Genomic DNA, 18,311 nt, shown 5'->3' with positions numbered 1-18,311 from the left:
GAGGTGATGCACTATCAAAATGCGGTAAATGTTTTTTATTGATAAAGTTCCGTTTGGGCCGCGCCATCCGAATGGAGCTTCCGTAACATTCACCGGGCGACTTAGGGAGGACTCCTAATGAAATTCGTGACCAGCATTCTCAATCGCCGCGCCTTCGTGGCACTCGCAGCCGCCTCGATGCTTGCCGGCGTGATGCACTCGGCCCCGGCATCCGCGGCCGACGCGACCATTCCGATCATCGTCAAGGACACCACGTCCTTCTACTGGCAGATCGTTCTGGCCGGCGCCCGCAAGGCCGGCAAGGATCTCGGCGTCAACGTGCCGGAGCTCGGCGCCCAGGCCGAGACCGACGTCAACGGCCAGATTTCGATCCTTGAAAATGCCGTCGCCGGCAACCCGGCGGCCGTCGTCATTGCGCCGACCGAAGCCAAGGCGCTCGGCAAGCCGATCGACGAGGCCGCCACCAAGGTCAAGATCATCGGTATCGACTCCGGCGCCGACTCCAAGGCCTTCACCTCGTTCCTGACCACCGACAACATCCAGGGCGGCCGCGTTGCCGCTGACGGCCTTGCCGCAGCCATCGGCGAAGCCAATGGCGGCAAGGTCGAGGGCGACGTCGCCCTGATCACCGCTCTTCCGGGCGCCGGCTCGCTCGAACAGCGCGCCCAGGGTTTTAAGGAACAGCTCGCTGCCAAATATCCGGGCCTCAAGCTGGTCGCCGACAAATACGCCGACGGCCAGGCCACCACCGGCCTCAACATCGCCACCGACCTGATCACCGCCAACCCCAACCTCAAGGGCATCTTCGCCTCCAACCTGATCATGGCGCAGGGCGTCGGTCAGGCGATCGCCGAGAACAGTCTTGCCGGCAAGGTCGGGCTGGTCGGTTTCGACAGCGACGAGAAGCTGATCAAGTTCCTCAATGACGGCGTCATTTCGGCTCTCGTCGTTCAGGATCCGTACCGGATGGGCTATGACGGCATCAAGACGGCGCTCGCCGCCTCGAAGGGCGAGAAGGTCGAGGCCAATGTCGATACCGGCGCCAATTTGGTTACCAAGGCCAACATGAAGGATCCGAAGATCGACGCGCTGCTCAACCCGAAGCTCGACTGAGCATAGCCGCAAGTGAACTGTTTCCGGGGCCTTTCGCCCCGGAAACATCCCACTCGTGCCAATCGCGAGGCCAATCTTTGGGGGCCAATCTGGGAGGATTGTCATGATGTCGACGGCGCAGGAACTCCATCCGGCCCCAACGCTGGAACCGGGCAGGACCATCCTCGAACTCCGCGGGCTGGAAAAGCGCTATCCCGGCACCCATGCGCTGAAGCCGGTCGATCTCGCCTTCAAGGCCGGCGAGATCCACGCCATCGTTGGCGAGAACGGCGCCGGCAAATCCACCCTGATCAAGCTTCTTACCGGCGTCATGCCGCGCACCTCCGGCGACGTCATCTGGGAGGGCAAGCCTGCCGCATTGGCAACGCCGCATGAGGCGATGGCGCTCGGCATCAATGCCGTGCATCAGGAAGTCGTCCTGTGCCGCCATCTCACCGTCGCCGCCAACATGTTCCTCGGCGAAGAGGATTCCCGCTTCGGCATCCTGCAGCAGCGGGCGATGATCAGGCAGGCGCAGAAGATCATCGACGATCTCGGCTTCGACCTGCCGGCGCATGTCATGCTGGGTGACCTGACCATCGGCCAGCAGCAGTTGATCGCCGCCGCCCGCGCCACCGTGCGCGGCACCAAATTCCTGATCTTCGACGAGCCGACCGCCTATCTTACCCGCAAGGAGGCCGACCAGCTGTTCACGCTGATCCGCCGGCTGAAGGGCGAAGGCGTCACCATCATCTACATCAGCCATCGCATGGAAGAAGTGTTCGATCTCGCCGACCGCGTCTCGGTGCTGCGCGACGGCACGCTGGTCGGCACCAGGAACATTGCCGAGACCAATGACGCCGAGCTGGTCAAGATGATGATCAACCGCTCGATCGAGCAGGTCTACCACAAGGAGCATTTCACCCCCGGCGCGACCATCGTCGAAACCAGGAACCTGTCCGGCAAGGGTTTCGAAAATGTCTCGATGTCCGTCCGTGCCGGCGAGATCGTCGGCCTCTATGGCCTGATCGGCGCCGGGCGCAGCGAGTTCGTCACCACGCTCTATGGCCGGCACCGCAAATCGGCCGGCCAGATCCTGTGGGAGGGCAAGGAGGTCAAGGTCAATTCCGAACATGACGCGATCAGGCTCGGCATGGCGCTGGCCCCGGAAAGCCGCCGCGACCAGGGCCTCTGCCTCAACCTGCCGGTCGGACTCAACCTCAATCTGCCGATCTACAAGCGCATCTCGAGCAATCTGCTGATCTCCCGCGCGCAGGAAAAGGCGCAAGCCGATCGCCAGATCGCCGACCTGCGCATCAAGACGCCGACGCGCGGCGCGCTGGCCTCCAGCCTGTCCGGCGGCAACCAGCAGAAGATCGTCATCGGCAAATGGCTCGCCCACGGCGCCAAGCTATTCATCTTCGATGAGCCGACTGTCGGCGTCGATGTCGGCACCAAGGCCGAGATCTACCGCCTGTTCGGCGCGCTGTTGTCCAAGGGAGCCGGCATCATCCTGATCTCGTCCTACCTGCCCGAGGTCTATGAGCTCGCCGACACGCTGCACGTGTTCCGGCGCGGCAAGCTGGTGGCCACGCATGGGTTTCGTACCGCTGATCACGAGGAGATCCTCACCCAGGCGCTGGCCGAGAAACAAGAAAGACCGGGAGGGAAGATATGAGCACCGAGGCGATCGCTGCCGAAAGGCCGAAACGCAACTACAACGCCCTGTTCGGGCTGACACTGCTGGCGCTGCTGGTTCTTTTATGGATCATCCTGTCGGTGGCGACGCCGAGCTTCGCCTCCGCCAACAACATCTCCAACCTGTTACGGCAAGGGTCGATGATCGCCATCCTGGCGGTCGGCCAGACCTTCGTCATCATCACCGGCGGCATCGACCTTTCCGTCGGCGCCGTGGTCGGCTTCGCCACCGTCATCGTCGCGATGCTGATCAACGCCGGCACACCGGTTTTCCTCGCCATCCTGATCACCTTGCTGGTCGGCGTCGCCATCGGCATGTTCCATGGGTTCGGCATCGTCAAGATGGGCCTGCCGCCCTTCATCATCACCCTGGCAACGCTGACCTCGCTGCGCGGCATCGGTCTGTTGATGACCAATGGCAACTCGATCTCGATCAACAACGACGCCTTCCAGACGTTCTCGCGCAGTTCCTTCGCCGGCGTCCCCAATCTGTTCTGGATGGTGATCCTGGTCGGCATCCCAGCCTACATCTTCCTGCACCACAGCCGCTGGGGCCGCTATCTGTTCTCGGTCGGCTCCAACGCCGAGGCGTCGCGCCTGTCAGGCGTCAACGTCCAGCGCACCATCTACATGGCCTACACGCTGTCGGGCCTGTGTGCGGCCTTCGTCGGCGTGCTGCTTGCCTCGCGCATCGGCATCGGCAATCCGACGCAGGCCGAGGGCTGGGAATTGCAGGCGATCGCCTCCTCGGTGATCGGCGGCACCTCGCTGTTCGGCGCTGTCGGCTCCGTGCACGGACCGCTGCTCGGCGCCTTCATCCTTGCTACCATCAACAACGGCGCCAATCTGCTCAACGTCAACGCCTTCTGGCAGCGCATCATCACCGGCGTGCTGATCATCGTCATCGTCTATTTCGACGGGCTGCGCCGCCGCGGCAAATAGACTGCCTCCCAATAACCGCCGGCCTCGCGACAGCAGGGCCGGCGGTGCCATGAACCGACTGGATTGAAGCATGAAAGCCGTCGTCTGCCGCTCGCCCGGCGAACTTGTCCTCGAAGACCGTCCGGCGCCTGGCGCGCCCCCCGCCGGCTGGGCGCTGGTCGCCGTCAGCCATGTCGGCATCTGCGGCACCGACTATCACATCTTCGAAGGCAAGCACCCGTTCCTCGCCTATCCCCGCATCATGGGCCACGAGGTTTCCGGCACCGTGATCGAGGTTAGTGAGGACGTCGATCTCGCCGTCGGCGAAGCGGTGATCGTCAATCCCTATCTCGCCTGCGGCAAATGCATCGCCTGCCGGCAAGGCAAGCCGAATTGCTGCGTCAGGATCGAGGTGCTCGGCGTCCACCGCGACGGCGCCATGTGCGAGCAGATCCTGGTGCCGGCGCAAAATCTTTATCCGGCAAACGGCCTGTCGCTGGCCGATGCCGCCGCCGTCGAATTCCTGGCGATCGGCGCCCATGCCGTGCGGCGCTCGCTCGCTGATCCAGGTGCGCGCACACTGGTCATTGGTGCCGGCCCGATCGGGCTCGGCACGGCGCTGTTCGCCCGCATCGCCGGGCTCGACGTGACGCTGCTCGACATGAGTGCGGAGAGGCTGGGTTTCGCCGAAAGCGAACTCGGCTTCGCGACCCTCGACGGCTCGCGGGGCGCTGCTGCCGACCTGGTGCGGGAAGCAACCGGCGGCGACGGCTTCGACGTGGTTTTCGATGCCACCGGCAACACCCGGTCGGTGCAGTCGGCCTTCGCCCATGTCGCGCACGGCGGGGCGCTGGTCCTGGTTAGCGTCGTCAAGGACGACATCGCCTTTTCCGATCCCGAATTCCACAAGCGCGAGATGATGCTGATCGGCAGCCGCAACGCCCTGCGTGCCGATTTCGACCATGTCGCCGCCTCGATCCGCAACGGCGCGCTGCCGCTGACAAAGCTGGTCACCCACCGCACCACGCTTGGCGAGACGCCGCACGACCTCGCCCGCTGGGCGCATGAGAAGTCCGGCCTGATCAAGGCCGTCATTCAAGTCGGATGATGCCAGGGCTGCCGCATCTCAGAGCGCCGACAATTTGAGCTCGATCCGCTCGGCCGGGAAGCGCGACTCCGAAAACTGTATCGGCTGACCGTCGGGCGTGACGTTGACGGCGACCGTCACCAGCACGATGGCGCCGGGCTGCAGCTCGAGGTCCGCAAGGTCGGCGGCATCGGCATGGCGCGCCGACAGCACAGTCGATTGCCTGAGATAGTCGTCGATGCCGAAACGTGCCAGCGATGCGGTGATCGAACCGGTTTCCGCCATGGCGGCATCGATGCCGGCAAAGCGCCTGGCATCGAACCAGCCGGCCGCACGAGACACCGGCATTCCATCGGCTTCGCCGCGCGTTTCCAGGCGTATCACATCGGCCCCCGTCGCAAGGCCTAAGCCCTCTGCGACACGACGGTTGGCCGGCTCGATCGATGACGCGAGCAAGGTGATATGCCGCTCGGACGCCTGTCCTTGCAATCCCTCGGAAAAGCGGGTGCGGGCGCCGATCGGATAAGACAGCCGCTTGCGCGACAGCACGAAGGTGCCGCGCCCTTGCTCCGCCCTGAGCACGCCCTCCTGCACCAGCGCTGCGATAGCGCTGCGCACCGTGTGGCGGTTGACGCCATAGCGTCCGGCCAACGCGATCTCCGGCGGCAGCGCCGCATTTTCGGGAAAATCGCCGACGGCAATCGAATGCAGGATCTGATCGGCGATCTGCCGCCACAGCGCGACACCGCTGCGCCGCTCGATGCTGTTGGCTTGTCCGATCATCTCCCGCCCCAATTCCTCGCGCCGATCTTTTGGCCCGTGTCACGTGCCCGTCATGGACACGCGCTAGATAATGGATATAATTTGTATAGTTGTCTATATCAATAGACAAATGAACGCAGACGAGGAGCACCGGCCATGCGAGGACGGGAAGCGCGAGAGCAGGCCGAGCGCAAGGCCGTGATGGCGACGCTGGCGCAATCGGCCGGCGACGACATCGTCCGCCTCTGGGACGAAGCCGGCCTGCCTTGCGAAGCGGAACTTCTGCGTGGCCCCGAAACCGGCCTGGTTACGGTACGCGGCCGCATCGGCGGCGGCGGCGCGCCCTTCAATGTCGGCGAGGCGACGGTCACCCGTGCCACGGTGCGGCTTGCGTCCGGCCATGTCGGCCACTGCTACGCGCTTGGCCGCGACAAGCAGAAGGCAAGGCTGGCTGCAATCGCCGACGCGCTCTGGCAGGATCCTGCCCACCGCAACGAGGTCGAGACCAGGATCGTTGCGCCCTTGCAGGCGGCACTGGCCAAGGCGCGTGAACAGCGCCGCGCCGAGACGGCGGCGACCAAGGTCGATTTCTTCACCATGGTGCGCGGAGAAGACTGATGGATATCGCCACTCAATCCATTGAAGGCGGCTTCGCCGATCCGGTATTCAATGCCCAGACCGTATTCCGTGCCGTGATGGACGCGATGGCGCGGCCGGGCAGCGTCCAGCCCTTGCCGGCCCTTGCCCACCCACCGGCGCCGCTGTCGGCCACCGCCGGCGCCGTTGCGCTGGCGCTGTGCGACAACGACACGCCGCTCTGGCTCGACCCGGCTTTGCAGGTGTCGGCGGTGAAATCCTGGCTTGGCTTCCATACCGGCGCGCCGCTGGCCAACACCCCGGCCGACGCGCATTTCGCGCTGATCGCCACGCCGGCCGAGATGATGGCGCTCGACGGGTTTTCGCAAGGCACCCAGGATTATCCCGATCGCTCCACGACGCTGATCCTCGAGGTCGGCGATCTCATCTCCGGCGCTGCGCTGGTGCTCGAAGGCCCGGGCATCGAGAAGACGGCGACGATCGCGCCGGCGCAAATGCCGCGCCATTTCGTCGAGCAATGGAAGCAGAACAACCAGCGTTTTCCGCGTGGCGTCGATATCATTCTCGCCACGTTCGACGCAATTGCCTGCCTGCCGCGCACGACGCGCATCAAGATCATGGAGGTGTAGCATGTATGTGGCGGTAAAGGGTGGCGAGACGGCCATTCGCAATGCTCACAAATTGCTCGCCGACCGCCGGCGCGGCGACCGTTCGGTGCCGGCACTTCGTCTAGACCAGATCGTCGAGCAGCTGGCGCTCGGCGTCGACCGGGTGATGAGCGAAGGTTCGCTCTACGACAGGGAACTGGCGGCATTGGCGATCGTCCAGGCGCGCGGCGACATTATCGAGGCGATCTTCCTGGTTCGCGCCTATCGCACCACGCTGCCGCGTTTCGGCTACACCAGGGCGATCGACACCGGCACGATGCTGGTCGAGCGGCGGGTGTCGGCGACCTACAAGGACCTGCCCGGCGGCCAGTTGCTCGGCCCGACTTTCGACTACACCCACCGGCTGCTCGATCCCGAACTTGCCGCCGGCGGCGATGTCGCCGAGCCGGAGCAGCGTGCAGGCGAGGCGGAAGCCATGCCGCGCGTCTCGGCCATCCTCGCCCGCGAAGGCCTGATCGAGCCCGACGGCGACATGCCTGGGGATCATGTCCCCGGCGACATCACCCGCGAGCCGCTCGAATTCCCGATGGCGCGCGACATCCGCCTGCAGGCGCTGTCGCGCGGCGACGAGGGGTTTCTGCTGGCGCTCGGCTATTCCACCCAGCGCGGCTACGCGCGCAACCATCCCTTCGTCGGCGAGGTTCGCATCGGCGAGGTCGAACTGGAACTGGACGTGCCGGAACTGCCCTTTGCCGTGCCGCTCGGCAGCATCCGCGTCACCGAATGCCAGATGGTCAACCAGTTCAAGGGCTCGGCCAAGGCGCCGCCGCAATTCACCCGCGGCTACGGCCTCGTCTTCGGCCAGAGCGAGCGCAAGGCGATGGCCATGGCACTATGCGACCGCGCGCTGCGCGCCTCGGAGTTGGGTGAGGATGTCATCGCCGCCGCCCAGGACGAGGAGTTCGTCATCTCGCATTCCGACAATGTCCAGGCGACCGGCTTCGTCGAGCATCTGAAGCTGCCGCATTATGTCGACTTCCAGGCCGAGCTCGACCTCGTGCGCCGCATGCGCACCGAGCACGACGCCCGCGAAAATTCCGGCAGGGGCGAAGAGAAGAGGCAGGCAGCGGAATGACTTCAGTTAGCTCCACCACCGTGACCTCCCCCGTCTGGGGAATGGCCTCCGGATCCGCCGTAACCGCTACTGCCGCCAATGGTCTCGCCTTGCGCGCCTTCCCTCGGCTCAGGAAGAACCATTCTTCGAAGCACAAAGGCAACCACCCCGACGAACACCAGCAACAGGATCCCGAGGCGCATCCATCCGGTCGGGGTCATCGGAGCCCAGCCCCTTTTCCGTGTCTTGGAACTCAATTCGGTAGCACAGAGCGGAAGCGATCGCCATGACCGACATCGCCACCTACAACTTCGCCTATCTTGACGAACAGACCAAGCGGATGATCCGTCGGGCGATCCTCAAGGGCATCGCCATTCCTGGCTATCAGGTGCCGTTCGCCTCGCGCGAAATGCCGATGCCCTATGGTTGGGGCACCGGCGGCGTCCAGGTCACCGCTTCGATCATCGGCCCGGACGATGTGCTGAAGGTCATCGACCAGGGCGCCGACGACACCACCAATGCGGTTTCGATCCGCGCCTTCTTCAAGAAAGTGGCCAATGTCGCGGTCACCACCGAGACGGCCAAGGCGACCATCATCCAGACCCGCCACCGCATACCTGAATATCCGCTCAGTGCTGGCCAGGTGCTGGTCTACCAGGTGCCGATCCCCGAGCCGCTGCGCTTCCTCGAGCCGCGCGAAACGGAAACGCGCAAAATGCATGCGCTGGAGGAATACGGCCTCATGCATGTCAAGCTCTACGAGGACATCGCCAGGCACGGCCGCATCGCCACCACCTATGCCTATCCGGTCAAGGTCGAGGGCCGCTATGTGATGGATCCCTCGCCGACGCCGAAATTCGACAATCCGAAGATGCACCGTTCGCCGGCTCTGCAATTGTTCGGCGCCGGCCGCGAAAAGCGCATCTATGCGCTGCCGCCGTTCACCGATGTGGTCAGCCTCGATTTCGAGGACCATCCGTTCGAGGTGCAGACCTTCGACCAGCCCTGCGCGCTGTGCGCGGCCGAGAACGTCTATCTCGACGAGGTCATCCTCGACGACCATGGCGGCCACATGTTCGTCTGCTCCGATACCGATTATTGCGAGAAGCGGCGCAACGCCCCTACCTCCCCCTTGTGGGGAGGTCGCGCCGAAGGCGCGGGTGGGGGTACTGCCACCGCCTCACCCCCCACCCCGGCGCTACGCGCCGACCCTCCCCACGAGGGGGAGGGTAAGGAGAAGCAATGACCGACGAACCGCTGCTGCGCGTTTCGGCGCTGTCCAAATTCTACGGCTCGCGCGTCGGCTGCGAGAACGTCACTTTTGACCTGTGGCCGGGCGAAGTGCTGGCGGTGGTCGGCGAATCCGGTTCCGGCAAGACGACTTTGCTCAACTGCCTGTCAACTCGACTGCTGCCCAGCTCCGGCACCGCCAGCTACCGGATGCGCGACGGCCAGTTTCGCGAACTCTACCGCATGAGCGAGGCCGAGCGCCGCTTCCTGATGCGCACCGATTGGGGTTTTGTCCATCAGAACCCGGCCGACGGGTTGCGCATGACGGTGTCGGCCGGCGCCAATGTCGGCGAGCGGCTGATGGCGGTCGGCGACCGTCACTATGGCAGGATCCGCGCAACGGCGCTCGACTGGTTGTCTCGTGTCGAGATCGACGAAGACCGCATCGACGACGAGCCGCGCGCCTTTTCCGGAGGCATGCGCCAGCGCCTGCAGATCGCCCGCAACCTCGTCACCGGGCCGCGGCTGGTGTTCATGGACGAGCCGACCGGCGGCCTCGACGTCTCGGTGCAGGCGCGCCTGCTCGATCTGTTGCGCGGCCTGGTCACCGATCTCGGCCTGGCCGCCATCGTCGTCACCCACGATCTCGCCGTGGCGCGGCTGTTGTCGCAGCGCATGATGGTGATGAAGGACGGCCGCGTCGTCGAAAGCGGCCTCACCGACCGCGTCCTCGACGATCCGCGCGCGCCTTATACCCAGTTGCTTGTCTCCTCGATTCTGCAGGTGTGACGATGATTGCTCCGGCGTACCCCCCTCTGGCCTGCCGGCCATCTCCCCCTCAAGGGGGGAGATCAGCAGCTTTTATGGCCCGCCCGTTCTGCGACACAGGAGAATGGCGAAACCGAATGCGACTGCCAATCTCCCCCCTTGAGGGGGAGATGGCAAGTTTTGGCAAAGAGGGCAGGCCAGAGGGGGGTGTTGGCCCGCAGACGAATGACGATTGGAGAACCCTCTGATGGCAACCCCGCTCGTTGTCTCCGATGTCGCGAAGAGCTTCACCATGCATCTGCGCGACGGCATCAAACTGCCGGTGGTCGCCGGTGTCTCGTTCGCGATCAGGGCCGGCGAATGCGCCGTGCTCGGCGGCCCGTCCGGCGCCGGCAAGAGCTCGATCCTGAAAATGCTCTACGGAAATTATGCCGCCGATGAAGGCCAGATCATCGTCCAGCACGAGGGCGGGCTCATCGATCTCGCCTCGGCCAGCCCGCGCACCGTGCTTGCCGTGCGCCGGCTTACCATCGGCTATGTCAGCCAGTTCCTGCGCACCGTGCCGCGTGTCTCTGCGCTCGATGTCGTGGCCGAACCGCTGGTCGAGCGCGGCGAGGAGCGCGAGGTCGCGCACGGCAAGGCACGCGCCTTGCTGGCGCAGCTCAACCTGCCGGAGAAGCTCTGGGCGCTGCCGCCGGCGACGTTCTCCGGCGGTGAACAGCAGCGCGTCAACATCGCGCGCGGCTTCATCACCGAGCACCCGATCCTGCTGCTCGACGAGCCGACCGCTTCGCTCGACGCCAGGAACCGCGATGTGGTGATTTCCCTGATCGCCGCCAAGAAGGCAGCGGGGGTCGCTTTGCTCGGCATCTTCCACGATCACGACGTGCGTGAGGCGGTCGCCGATCGCGTCATCGACGTGACCGCCTTCGCCGCCGGGAAAATCGCCGCATGACCAGGAAACTGTCGGAGGCGCCGCTGATCCACGAGACGGCGGAAGTCGAGAACTCGACGCTTGGCCGCTGGACCGAGATCGCCGAGCGCTGCCGGGTTGCCGAAAGCACGCTCGGCGACTATTCCTACATGATGCAGGACTGCGGCGTCTGGTGCGCAACGATCGGCAAATTCGCCAACATCGCCGCAAGCGTGCGCATCAACGCTACCAACCATCCGACCTGGCGGCCGACGCTGCACCATTTCACCTATCGCGCCTCGGATTATTGGGACGACGCCGAGCACGAGAGCGAATTCTTCGCCAAGCGCCGCGCCAAACGCGTCACCATCGGCCACGACACCTGGCTCGGCCACGGCTCGACCATCCTGCCGGGCGTCACCGTCGGCGATGGCGCGGCGGTCGGTGCCGGTGCGGTGGTGTCGAAGGACGTCGCGCCCTACACCATCGTCGCCGGCGTACCGGCCAAGCCGATCCGCGAACGCTTCGACCGCCGCACCGCGGAGCGCTACCAGGCGCTCGCCTGGTGGGACTGGGACCACGCAAGGCTGCGCGCCGCGCTCGACGATTTTCGGGAATTGTCGGCGGAGGCGTTTCTGGAGAAATATGGCGGCTGAGGGTCGTGAAATGGTGAATGGTGAATGTGAATGGGGGCAGCGGACAGGTTTCGAGGCTCAGGGAAGCCGTTCTTATCACCATTCACCATTCGAGCTTCTCGCGCCGAGTTGATCCCGCCCCGCTCCAGGCTGTGGGCAGTAACAAAACTGACATCGTTCCGACACCGCAGGTTCATGCGGCTGCGCTAGCCAGGGTAAACAGACCTTCAATTGCGATTGGACTGGAGCCTGCACCATGTCAGCTACGCTCGAAATCCGCGGCGTCACCCGCCGGTTCGGCAAGAACACCGCCGTCAGCAATGTTCACATCGCGATTCCGCAAGGCCAGATGGTCGGCATCATTGGCCGCTCCGGCGCCGGCAAATCGACGTTGCTGCGCATGATTAACCGCCTCATCGATCCCAGCCAGGGATCCATCCTGTTCAACGGCGTCGAGGTCTCCGGGTTGCGCGGCTCGCCGCTCCGGCGATGGCAGCGCGACTGCGCCATGATCTTCCAGCAGTTCAATCTCGTGCCGCGCCTCGATGTGCTGACCAATGTGCTGCTCGGCCGGCTCAACCACCGCTCGACGCTGTCCAACCTATTTGGCATGTTCTCCCGCGGTGAATGCGCCGAGGCGGTTGCAGCCCTCGAGCGCCTCGACATCGCCCGCACCGCCCTGCAGCCGGCCGGCACCCTTTCCGGCGGCCAGCAGCAGCGCGTTGCGATTGCGCGCGCCATGATGCAGCAGCCGAAGGTGTTGCTGGCGGATGAGCCGATTGCCTCGCTCGATCCGCTCAACGCCAAGGTGGTGATGGATTCGCTGCAGGACATCAATTTGCGCGAGGGCATCACCGTCATCACAAATCTGCATACGCTGGATACGGCCCGCACCTACTGCAACCGCATCATCGGCATGGCCGCCGGCAAGGTCGTCTTCGACGGCCCGCCCGAAGCCCTCAACCGCGAGGCCGTGCGCATGGTCTACGGCGCCGACAGCAATGGCGGCGAAATCTCCGAGGCCATCACCTCCACCAGTGTCGCCATCAAACAGAAAATCGCTGCATCCGCCGGACCGCTCGAGCCCGCATTCCCGGGATATTGAGAACGGCCTGATCGCCCGCCCGCGTCAAAGGCACCTGTCAAAAAATTCGAACGCTACCGGCGCGAGGCCGGGACCAACAGGAGAGAGATAATGTTCAGGAAGATGGTTTTTGGCGCCGTTTCATTGCTCGCCATCGCGGCAAGCGCCGCTCACGCCCAGGATATCAAGGAATTCCGCATCGGCATCCTTGGCGGTGAAAACGAAGCGGACCGGCTGCGCAACTTTCAGTGCCTCGCCGATCACCTGAAGTCCGAATTCGGCTTCGAGAAGGTCTCGCTGTTCCCGGCCGCCGACTATGACGGCGTTATCCAGGGCCTGCTCGGCGGCACGCTCGATTTCGCAGAGCTTGGCGCGTCGGGCTATGCCAGCGTCTACCTCAAGGATCCGAACGCCGTGACCCCGATCCTCACCACCCAGCAGACCGACGGCGCGACCGGCTATTATTCGATCGGCCTTGCGCTGAAGTCGTCCGGCATCACCGACATCAAGTCGGCCAAGAGCAAGAAGCTCGGCTATGCCGACCCGGATTCGACCTCCGGCTACCTGATCCCGCTGACCCAGATCCCGAAGGACACCGGCGCTTCGAACGAAACCTTCTTCGCCTCGACCCAGTTCAATGGCGGCCACGAGAACAACCTTCTCGCGGTTCGCGACGGCAAGGTCGATGTTGCGGTTGACGATTCCTCGGGCATCGGCGACTTCAAGAACGGCTACACCTCCGGCACCTTCCACAAGGAAGTCGCCAAGGGCGCCGTGGACCCCAACGATTTCGTCGAAGTCTGGCGCTCCGGCTTGATCCCGAACGGCCCGCTGGTCGTGCGCACCGCGCTCGGCGGCGGTATGAGCGCCAAGCTCGCCAACTTCTTCACCAGCCTGCCGGCCAAGGACAAGCCTTGCTTCGAGGCCATCGAAGGCGGCGATTTCACCGGCTATGTTCCGGTGAAGCCGGACTTCTACAGCGTCATCGTCGAAGCCCGCAAAGCCGCGATCGGCGGCTGACGACAATTGCGGAAAGGGCGGCGTCCTCCAGCGCCGCCCTTTTTGCGTGTCCGCTCGCGACCCCGTATGACCTTCGCCGCTACAATTCGTTCAGACGCGGTCCGGCAGGCAGCAGACGCCTGGCGACGCCAGACGTCCTTGCGCCGGTTCTACACGGCGCTCGGCATCGGCTCACTGCTTGTCGCCATGTGCACAGCCATGTGGTTTGCCGACGAGGCCAATGCCGGACATTTCTTCGATCGGCTGCCGCACATACTGGATTTCCTTAGTTGGCTTGTTCCCAAGGACTGGAACGACGTCTGGCGGGCGCTGTTCGACATCGCATCGCCGCACGACAAGGGCAGCCAAGAGTTCAACTTCCCGCTTGGCCGCGTCTATCTCTGGGGCGGCTTTTATCTACCCGAATATTTCGAGCTGATGCTCACCACGCTTAACGTGGCGCTGGTTTCCACTTTCATCGGCTTTGTCTTTGCGGTGCCCTTTTCCTTCATCGCCGCGCGCAACTTGACGCCCAGTCCGGTGCTCAGGCTCGTCCTCAAGCGCTTCATGGAACTGCTTCGCGCCTTCCCCGAGAGCGTCATTGCCGGCCTGTTCGCAGCCATCCTCTCGACCGGCCCGGTCGCAGCCATCATCGCCATCGGCCTGCATTCCATCGGCGCCCTCGGCAAGCTCTTCTACGAGATCAACGAAAACATCGACATGCGCGCCGAAGAAGGCCTGCGCGCGGTCGGCGCCAACTGGTTCGAGCGCGTGCGCTTTGCCGGCCTGCCGCAAGTGCTGCCCAATTTCATGTCCTACACGCTGCTCAGGATCGAGATCAATGTGCGTATCTCGACCATTATCGGCGCGGTCGGCGGTGGCGGCATCGGCGAGGAACTGAAGCTCTCCATCTCGCGCGGCTTCGGCGCCAAGACGCTGGCACTGGTGCTGCTGCTGTTCACGACGATCTTCCTCGTCGACCAGTTTTCCGCCTGGCTACGCCGCAAGCTCGTCGGCGAGCAGGCATTCATGATGGGTGCCTGACCATGATCCCAAAATGTGGATTCCGGTTTTTGGAAAAGATCGTGGCAAATCAACAAGAAGACTGCCCATGGCCGCAATGACCGCCGATGAGATGCGGTCGATCGAGGAGCGCTTTCCCCAAGTGTTCCGGCGGCCCTTGTACAAACGCTTCGGCCCGCTGGTCCTGTTCACCGGCATCCTGCTCTACCTCGTCTATGCCTTGTGGTTCTTCAGCCTGCCGCAAGTGCTGAGGGAATCGCACTGGGAGCGCCTGCCGCTCTTCCTGACGCAATGGATCAGCTACGATCTGCAGCCGGAATTCCGTCTCGACCAGCCTCAGATCACACCCAGATACCCGCGTTTTTCGGCGCTCGGCGAAGACCCGCATCCCGATTGGGTCATCACAAACGCCAACGGCTCCTACACCATCCTGATCGACGGCCGGGCCAAATCGGTCACCTTCGACAAGACCGAGGCGACGCTTGTCGCCAATGGCCAGGCGGTGCCGGTGTCCTTGGCCAGCGGCAAGCCGGTAGTATCCGGCCCGGTGCCGGACTGGATCACCGCGCATGACGACGAAATCATCGCCAGGATGGGCTTTGCCGGCGAGGTCCGCATAACCGTCGATCGCGTCAAGGTCCGCAAGCGCTTCCTCGGCTGGGCGAATTTCGTCTTCGACACACGCTCGCCCTTCTTCGGCAAGTCACCCGGCGAGGTGGTCTCGTTGCTGATGTCCGGACCCCAGCTCAAGCCGGGCACATCAAACATTGCGCTGGCCGCCGACAATATCTGGAACAACGCCCAATGGCAGCATGGCGACGTCTGGACGAAGCTGTTCCAGACCATCGTCATGGCGTTTCTCGGCACCTTGCTCGGCGGCATCGTTGCCTTCCCGCTCGCCTTCTTCGCCGCCCGCAACATCACCCCGAGCGGCCTGCTTAGCCAGGTGCTAAAGCGGTTCTTCGATTTCATGCGTTCGGTCGACATGCTGATCTGGGCGCTGTTCTTCACCCGCGCCTTCGGCCCGGGCCCGCTTGCCGGCAGCGCCGCGATTTTCTTCACCGAGATCGGCACGCTCGGCAAAGTCTATTCGGAAGGGCTCGAGAACATCGACGACAAGCCACGCGAGGGCATCCAGTCGACCGGCGCCAACGGCTTGCTGGTGCAGCGCTATGGCGTGCTGCCGGAAGTGATCCCGGTCTTCATCAGCCAGACGCTCTATCAGTGGGAATCCAACACCAGGGGCGCGACGATCATCGGCGCCGTCGGTGCCGGTGGCATCGGCCTGAAGCTCTGGGAGGCGATGCGCACCAATTCCAACTGGGCCAATGTCTTCTACATGGTGCTCTTGGTCCTGCTCGTCGTTTTCATCTTCGACAACATTTCCAATTTCCTGCGCCGCCGCTTGAGCAGGACGATCCACGACTACAACCGGATCCAGGCCGGCCAGGGCTGACGGGGGCGTTGCGCAGGCGTGCGGTTAGGGCGCCTTCCTCCATCCATTCCTGATATGCCTGTAGCCGTCGCGGTAGACGGCTTCCGGGCCTTCGGAAAAGTCGCGCCACACCTTGGTGGCCGCGGCTAAATCCTTCAGCGAACGCCCGAACGCCTCGATCGTCAGCCAATCGTCGTAGCCGCTCTTGCGAATGGCGGAGAAAGTCTCCTTCCAGGGGACGTGGCCGCGGCCCGGCACGCCGCGATCGTTCTCCGAAATATGGATATGGACGATGTTCTTGCGGTTGCGCGTATAGGCGCCGATCGGGTCGGCCTCTTCGATGTTGGCATGGAACGTGTCGTACATCGCCTTGATGTGCGGCCGGTCGATCGCGTCGATATGCGCCGACAAATCGTCCATCGTGTTGAGCAGATAGCATTCGAAGCGGTTGAGCGCCTCCAGCCCGATGGTGACACCCTTGTTGCCGGCATGGTCACCGATGGCGCGCTGCGAAGCGATCGAACGTTTTTTCTCGGCCGCCGTCGGCCCGCTGCCGGAGAAGGCTCCGAGTGTGGAATGCAGCGGGCCGCTCAACGTGTTCGCGCCAAGCGCCTGAGCGCAGTCGATCGCCGATTTCATGTAGTCGATACCGGCCTTGCGCGTCGAGGCGTCGGCCGAGATCAGGTTCATCGCCGGATCGCCCATCGCCGAGACGGCGGTACGTTGCAGCCCGATGCGGTCGAGCAGCTCACCGAGCTTCTTGTAGTCGTCCGGCGTGCCGGAGAAGACCGGTATCTCGACGCCGTCGAAGCCGGTCGCCTTGATATCCCTCAACAACGGCTCGTGTTTTTTCGTGACACTGGTCGTCCACAACAACATGCACATGCCGATTTTCATCGACGCCCCTCCCCTTTGACGGCCGGGCTTGCTCCTCCGGCGACTTCGCCACAAGCCTCCTCATCCGGCCACTTCGCGGCCACCTTCTCCCCGCTGGGGAGAAGATGCAGACGCCAACGCAGGCGATCTCCTCTCCCCTGGGGGAGAGATCGGAATGCCCCGAATTGCCCCTGCAATTCGGCTGGCAATCCGGGTGAGGGGGACTTCCCGTTAACCGGACGCAGTGATTAAAGATTCGTCCACGCTCCATTCTTCTTCGCCGATTTCACGCAGGCCTCGATGAAGGCCATGCCTTCGACGCCGTCTTGCACAGTTGGGAAAACGACATCCTTAGCCGGCTTGCCGCCCTTCCGGCGCGCCGCACGAATGGCCCGCGCGGCTTCCTGGTAGATGTTGGCGAAACCTTCGAGATAGCCTTCCGGATGGCCTGGCGGAACGCGGCTGACGCGCCCGGCGACGGGCAACGCTCCCGAGCCGTTTCGGGTGATCAACTGCTTCGGCTGGCCGAACGGCGTGTACCAGAGATAGTTCGGATCGGCCTGCACCCATTCGAGCCCGCCCTTCGAACCGTAGATGCGCAATTTCAGGCCGTTCTCGTGGCCGGGCGCCACCTGGCTTGCCCAGATCATGCCCTTGGCGGGGTGCGACCCGCCGACCGGCTTGAAGCGCAGCAGCACATTGATGTTGTCGTCGAGCAGCCGCCCCGGTACGAAGGCATCGAGATCGGCCGACAACGAATCGAGCTCCAGCCCGGAGACGAAACGGGCGAGGTTGTAGGCGTGCGTGCCAATGTCGCCCAGCGCACCGCCGGCACCGGCCTGCTTGGGGTCTGAGCGCCACGCAGCCTGCTTCTGGCCGGTGGCGGCCAGATCTTCGGTCAGCCAGTCCTGCGGATATTCCGACTGCACGATGCGGATATCGCCGAGCTGTCCTTTGGCCACCATCTCGCGTGCCTGCCGCACCATCGGATAGGCGGTGTAGTTATGCGTCAGCACAAACACCTTGCCGGTCTTTTCGACCAGCGCCGCCAGCCTCTTTGCCTCGGCCAGCGTCGTCGCCAGCGGCTTGTCGCAGATGACGTGGATGCCGGCCTCGAGAAAAGCCTTGGCGGCCGGCACGTGCACATTGTTCGGCGTGACGATGGCCACCACCTCGATGCCGTCCGGCCGCTTGGCCTCGGCCTTGGCCATCTCGGCATAGGAGCCGTAGCTGCGTGCCGGATCGAGCCCAAGCTCGGCCGCCGAGGCCTTGGCGCGCTCCGGATTCGACGACAAGGCGCCGGCAACCAGCACGAACTCGTTATCAATGCGCGCCGCGATGCGGTGCACCGCGCCGATAAAGGCGCCTTGTCCGCCGCCAACCATGCCGTAGCGGATCGGACCGCCTCCCGTTTCCGTCTTCGATGCGCCAACCACGATTTTCTCCCTCGTTATCTGAGATACCCCTCC

Annotated in this window: 18 protein-coding genes; 15 read left to right on the top strand and 3 right to left on the bottom strand. The window is 64.0% G+C overall.

Annotation, left to right across the window (positions count from 1 at the left end; translation table 11 throughout):
- Nucleotides 1-117: 117 nt before the first annotated feature.
- The 4 genes from NKI54_RS00675 to NKI54_RS00660 all read left to right on the top strand — a co-directional run bounded on the left by NKI54_RS00675 (nucleotide 118) and on the right by NKI54_RS00660 (nucleotide 4,819).
- Complete coding sequence (locus tag NKI54_RS00675) at nucleotides 118-1,113, top strand: ABC transporter substrate-binding protein (RefSeq protein WP_023675208.1); 996 nt, start codon at nucleotides 118-120, stop codon at nucleotides 1,111-1,113.
- A gap of 103 nt (nucleotides 1,114-1,216) precedes the next feature.
- Nucleotides 1,217-2,770 carry a sugar ABC transporter ATP-binding protein gene (locus NKI54_RS00670; RefSeq protein ID WP_352633803.1) on the top strand — a complete coding sequence of 518 codons (1,554 nt, stop codon included), beginning with the start codon at nucleotides 1,217-1,219 and terminating at the stop codon, nucleotides 2,768-2,770.
- Nucleotides 2,767-3,732: an ABC transporter permease gene (locus tag NKI54_RS00665; protein WP_352448376.1), complete on the top strand. Its 966-nt coding sequence runs from the start codon at nucleotides 2,767-2,769 to the stop codon at nucleotides 3,730-3,732. The genes NKI54_RS00670 and NKI54_RS00665 overlap by 4 nt, the downstream gene beginning before the upstream one ends.
- Nucleotides 3,733-3,802: 70 nt before the next feature.
- A complete protein-coding gene (locus tag NKI54_RS00660) occupies nucleotides 3,803-4,819 on the top strand; it encodes a zinc-binding alcohol dehydrogenase family protein (RefSeq protein ID WP_023675206.1) in 1,017 nt (338 codons plus the stop codon).
- Nucleotides 4,820-4,837: 18 nt separating this feature from the next.
- On the opposite strand, the gene phnF is transcribed toward NKI54_RS00660, so the two are convergent.
- The gene (phnF, locus tag NKI54_RS00655; protein WP_023675205.1) at nucleotides 4,838-5,581 is read right to left on the bottom strand and encodes a phosphonate metabolism transcriptional regulator PhnF; all 744 of its coding nucleotides are present in this window, start codon (nucleotides 5,579-5,581) and stop codon (nucleotides 4,838-4,840) included.
- 135 nt (nucleotides 5,582-5,716) lie between these two features.
- Between phnF and phnG the strand changes: the two genes are divergently transcribed.
- From phnG to phnE (NKI54_RS00600), 11 genes are all read left to right on the top strand, one after another.
- Nucleotides 5,717-6,178 carry a phosphonate C-P lyase system protein PhnG gene (gene phnG, locus NKI54_RS00650; protein ID WP_352613115.1) on the top strand — a complete coding sequence of 154 codons (462 nt, stop codon included), beginning with the start codon at nucleotides 5,717-5,719 and terminating at the stop codon, nucleotides 6,176-6,178.
- Nucleotides 6,178-6,786, top strand: coding sequence for a phosphonate C-P lyase system protein PhnH (gene phnH / locus NKI54_RS00645; RefSeq protein WP_352633806.1), 609 nt, complete (start codon nucleotides 6,178-6,180; stop codon nucleotides 6,784-6,786). Before phnG ends, phnH begins: the two co-directional genes overlap by 1 nt.
- A 1-nt stretch (nucleotide 6,787) precedes the next feature.
- On the top strand, nucleotides 6,788-7,900 hold the full coding sequence (locus NKI54_RS00640; protein ID WP_352633808.1) for a carbon-phosphorus lyase complex subunit: 1,113 nt from the start codon (nucleotides 6,788-6,790) through the stop codon (nucleotides 7,898-7,900).
- Between the two features lie 265 nt (nucleotides 7,901-8,165).
- Entirely contained in the window at nucleotides 8,166-9,125 is a 960-nt protein-coding gene (locus NKI54_RS00635; protein ID WP_352633810.1) for an alpha-D-ribose 1-methylphosphonate 5-phosphate C-P-lyase PhnJ, read from the top strand.
- Nucleotides 9,122-9,898, top strand: coding sequence for a phosphonate C-P lyase system protein PhnK (phnK, locus tag NKI54_RS00630; protein ID WP_352633812.1), 777 nt, complete (start codon nucleotides 9,122-9,124; stop codon nucleotides 9,896-9,898). Before NKI54_RS00635 ends, phnK begins: the two co-directional genes overlap by 4 nt.
- A 226-nt stretch (nucleotides 9,899-10,124) precedes the next feature.
- Entirely contained in the window at nucleotides 10,125-10,832 is a 708-nt protein-coding gene (phnL, locus tag NKI54_RS00625) for a phosphonate C-P lyase system protein PhnL (RefSeq protein WP_352633814.1), read from the top strand.
- Nucleotides 10,829-11,446, top strand: a complete 618-nt coding sequence (locus NKI54_RS00620) for a DapH/DapD/GlmU-related protein (RefSeq protein ID WP_352633816.1) — start codon at nucleotides 10,829-10,831, stop codon at nucleotides 11,444-11,446. The genes phnL and NKI54_RS00620 overlap by 4 nt, the downstream gene beginning before the upstream one ends.
- Nucleotides 11,447-11,681: 235 nt before the next feature.
- Nucleotides 11,682-12,530, top strand: coding sequence for a phosphonate ABC transporter ATP-binding protein (phnC, locus tag NKI54_RS00615; RefSeq protein ID WP_023675197.1), 849 nt, complete (start codon nucleotides 11,682-11,684; stop codon nucleotides 12,528-12,530).
- 90 nt (nucleotides 12,531-12,620) lie between these two features.
- The gene (gene phnD, locus NKI54_RS00610) at nucleotides 12,621-13,529 is read left to right on the top strand and encodes a phosphonate ABC transporter substrate-binding protein (protein ID WP_352588461.1); all 909 of its coding nucleotides are present in this window, start codon (nucleotides 12,621-12,623) and stop codon (nucleotides 13,527-13,529) included.
- Between the two features lie 66 nt (nucleotides 13,530-13,595).
- The gene (gene phnE, locus NKI54_RS00605; RefSeq protein WP_352690335.1) at nucleotides 13,596-14,552 is read left to right on the top strand and encodes a phosphonate ABC transporter, permease protein PhnE; all 957 of its coding nucleotides are present in this window, start codon (nucleotides 13,596-13,598) and stop codon (nucleotides 14,550-14,552) included.
- A gap of 67 nt (nucleotides 14,553-14,619) precedes the next feature.
- Nucleotides 14,620-15,987, top strand: a complete 1,368-nt coding sequence (gene phnE, locus NKI54_RS00600) for a phosphonate ABC transporter, permease protein PhnE (RefSeq protein WP_352588467.1) — start codon at nucleotides 14,620-14,622, stop codon at nucleotides 15,985-15,987.
- A gap of 24 nt (nucleotides 15,988-16,011) precedes the next feature.
- On the opposite strand, the gene NKI54_RS00595 is transcribed toward phnE (NKI54_RS00600), so the two are convergent.
- Together NKI54_RS00595 and NKI54_RS00590 are read right to left on the bottom strand one after the other, a co-directional pair.
- Nucleotides 16,012-16,863: a sugar phosphate isomerase/epimerase family protein gene (locus NKI54_RS00595; RefSeq protein ID WP_352456817.1), complete on the bottom strand. Its 852-nt coding sequence runs from the start codon at nucleotides 16,861-16,863 to the stop codon at nucleotides 16,012-16,014.
- Nucleotides 16,864-17,090: 227 nt separating this feature from the next.
- The gene (locus NKI54_RS00590) at nucleotides 17,091-18,278 is read right to left on the bottom strand and encodes a Gfo/Idh/MocA family protein (protein ID WP_352633821.1); all 1,188 of its coding nucleotides are present in this window, start codon (nucleotides 18,276-18,278) and stop codon (nucleotides 17,091-17,093) included.
- Between the last annotated feature and the right edge of the window lie 33 nt (nucleotides 18,279-18,311).

The organism is Mesorhizobium sp. M0663, from assembly GCF_040320585.1.
Taxonomy (GTDB): Bacteria; Pseudomonadota; Alphaproteobacteria; order Rhizobiales; family Rhizobiaceae; genus Mesorhizobium.
Note: the sequence above shows the minus strand (reverse complement) of the source record. Positions and strands in the feature narration are given on the sequence as shown.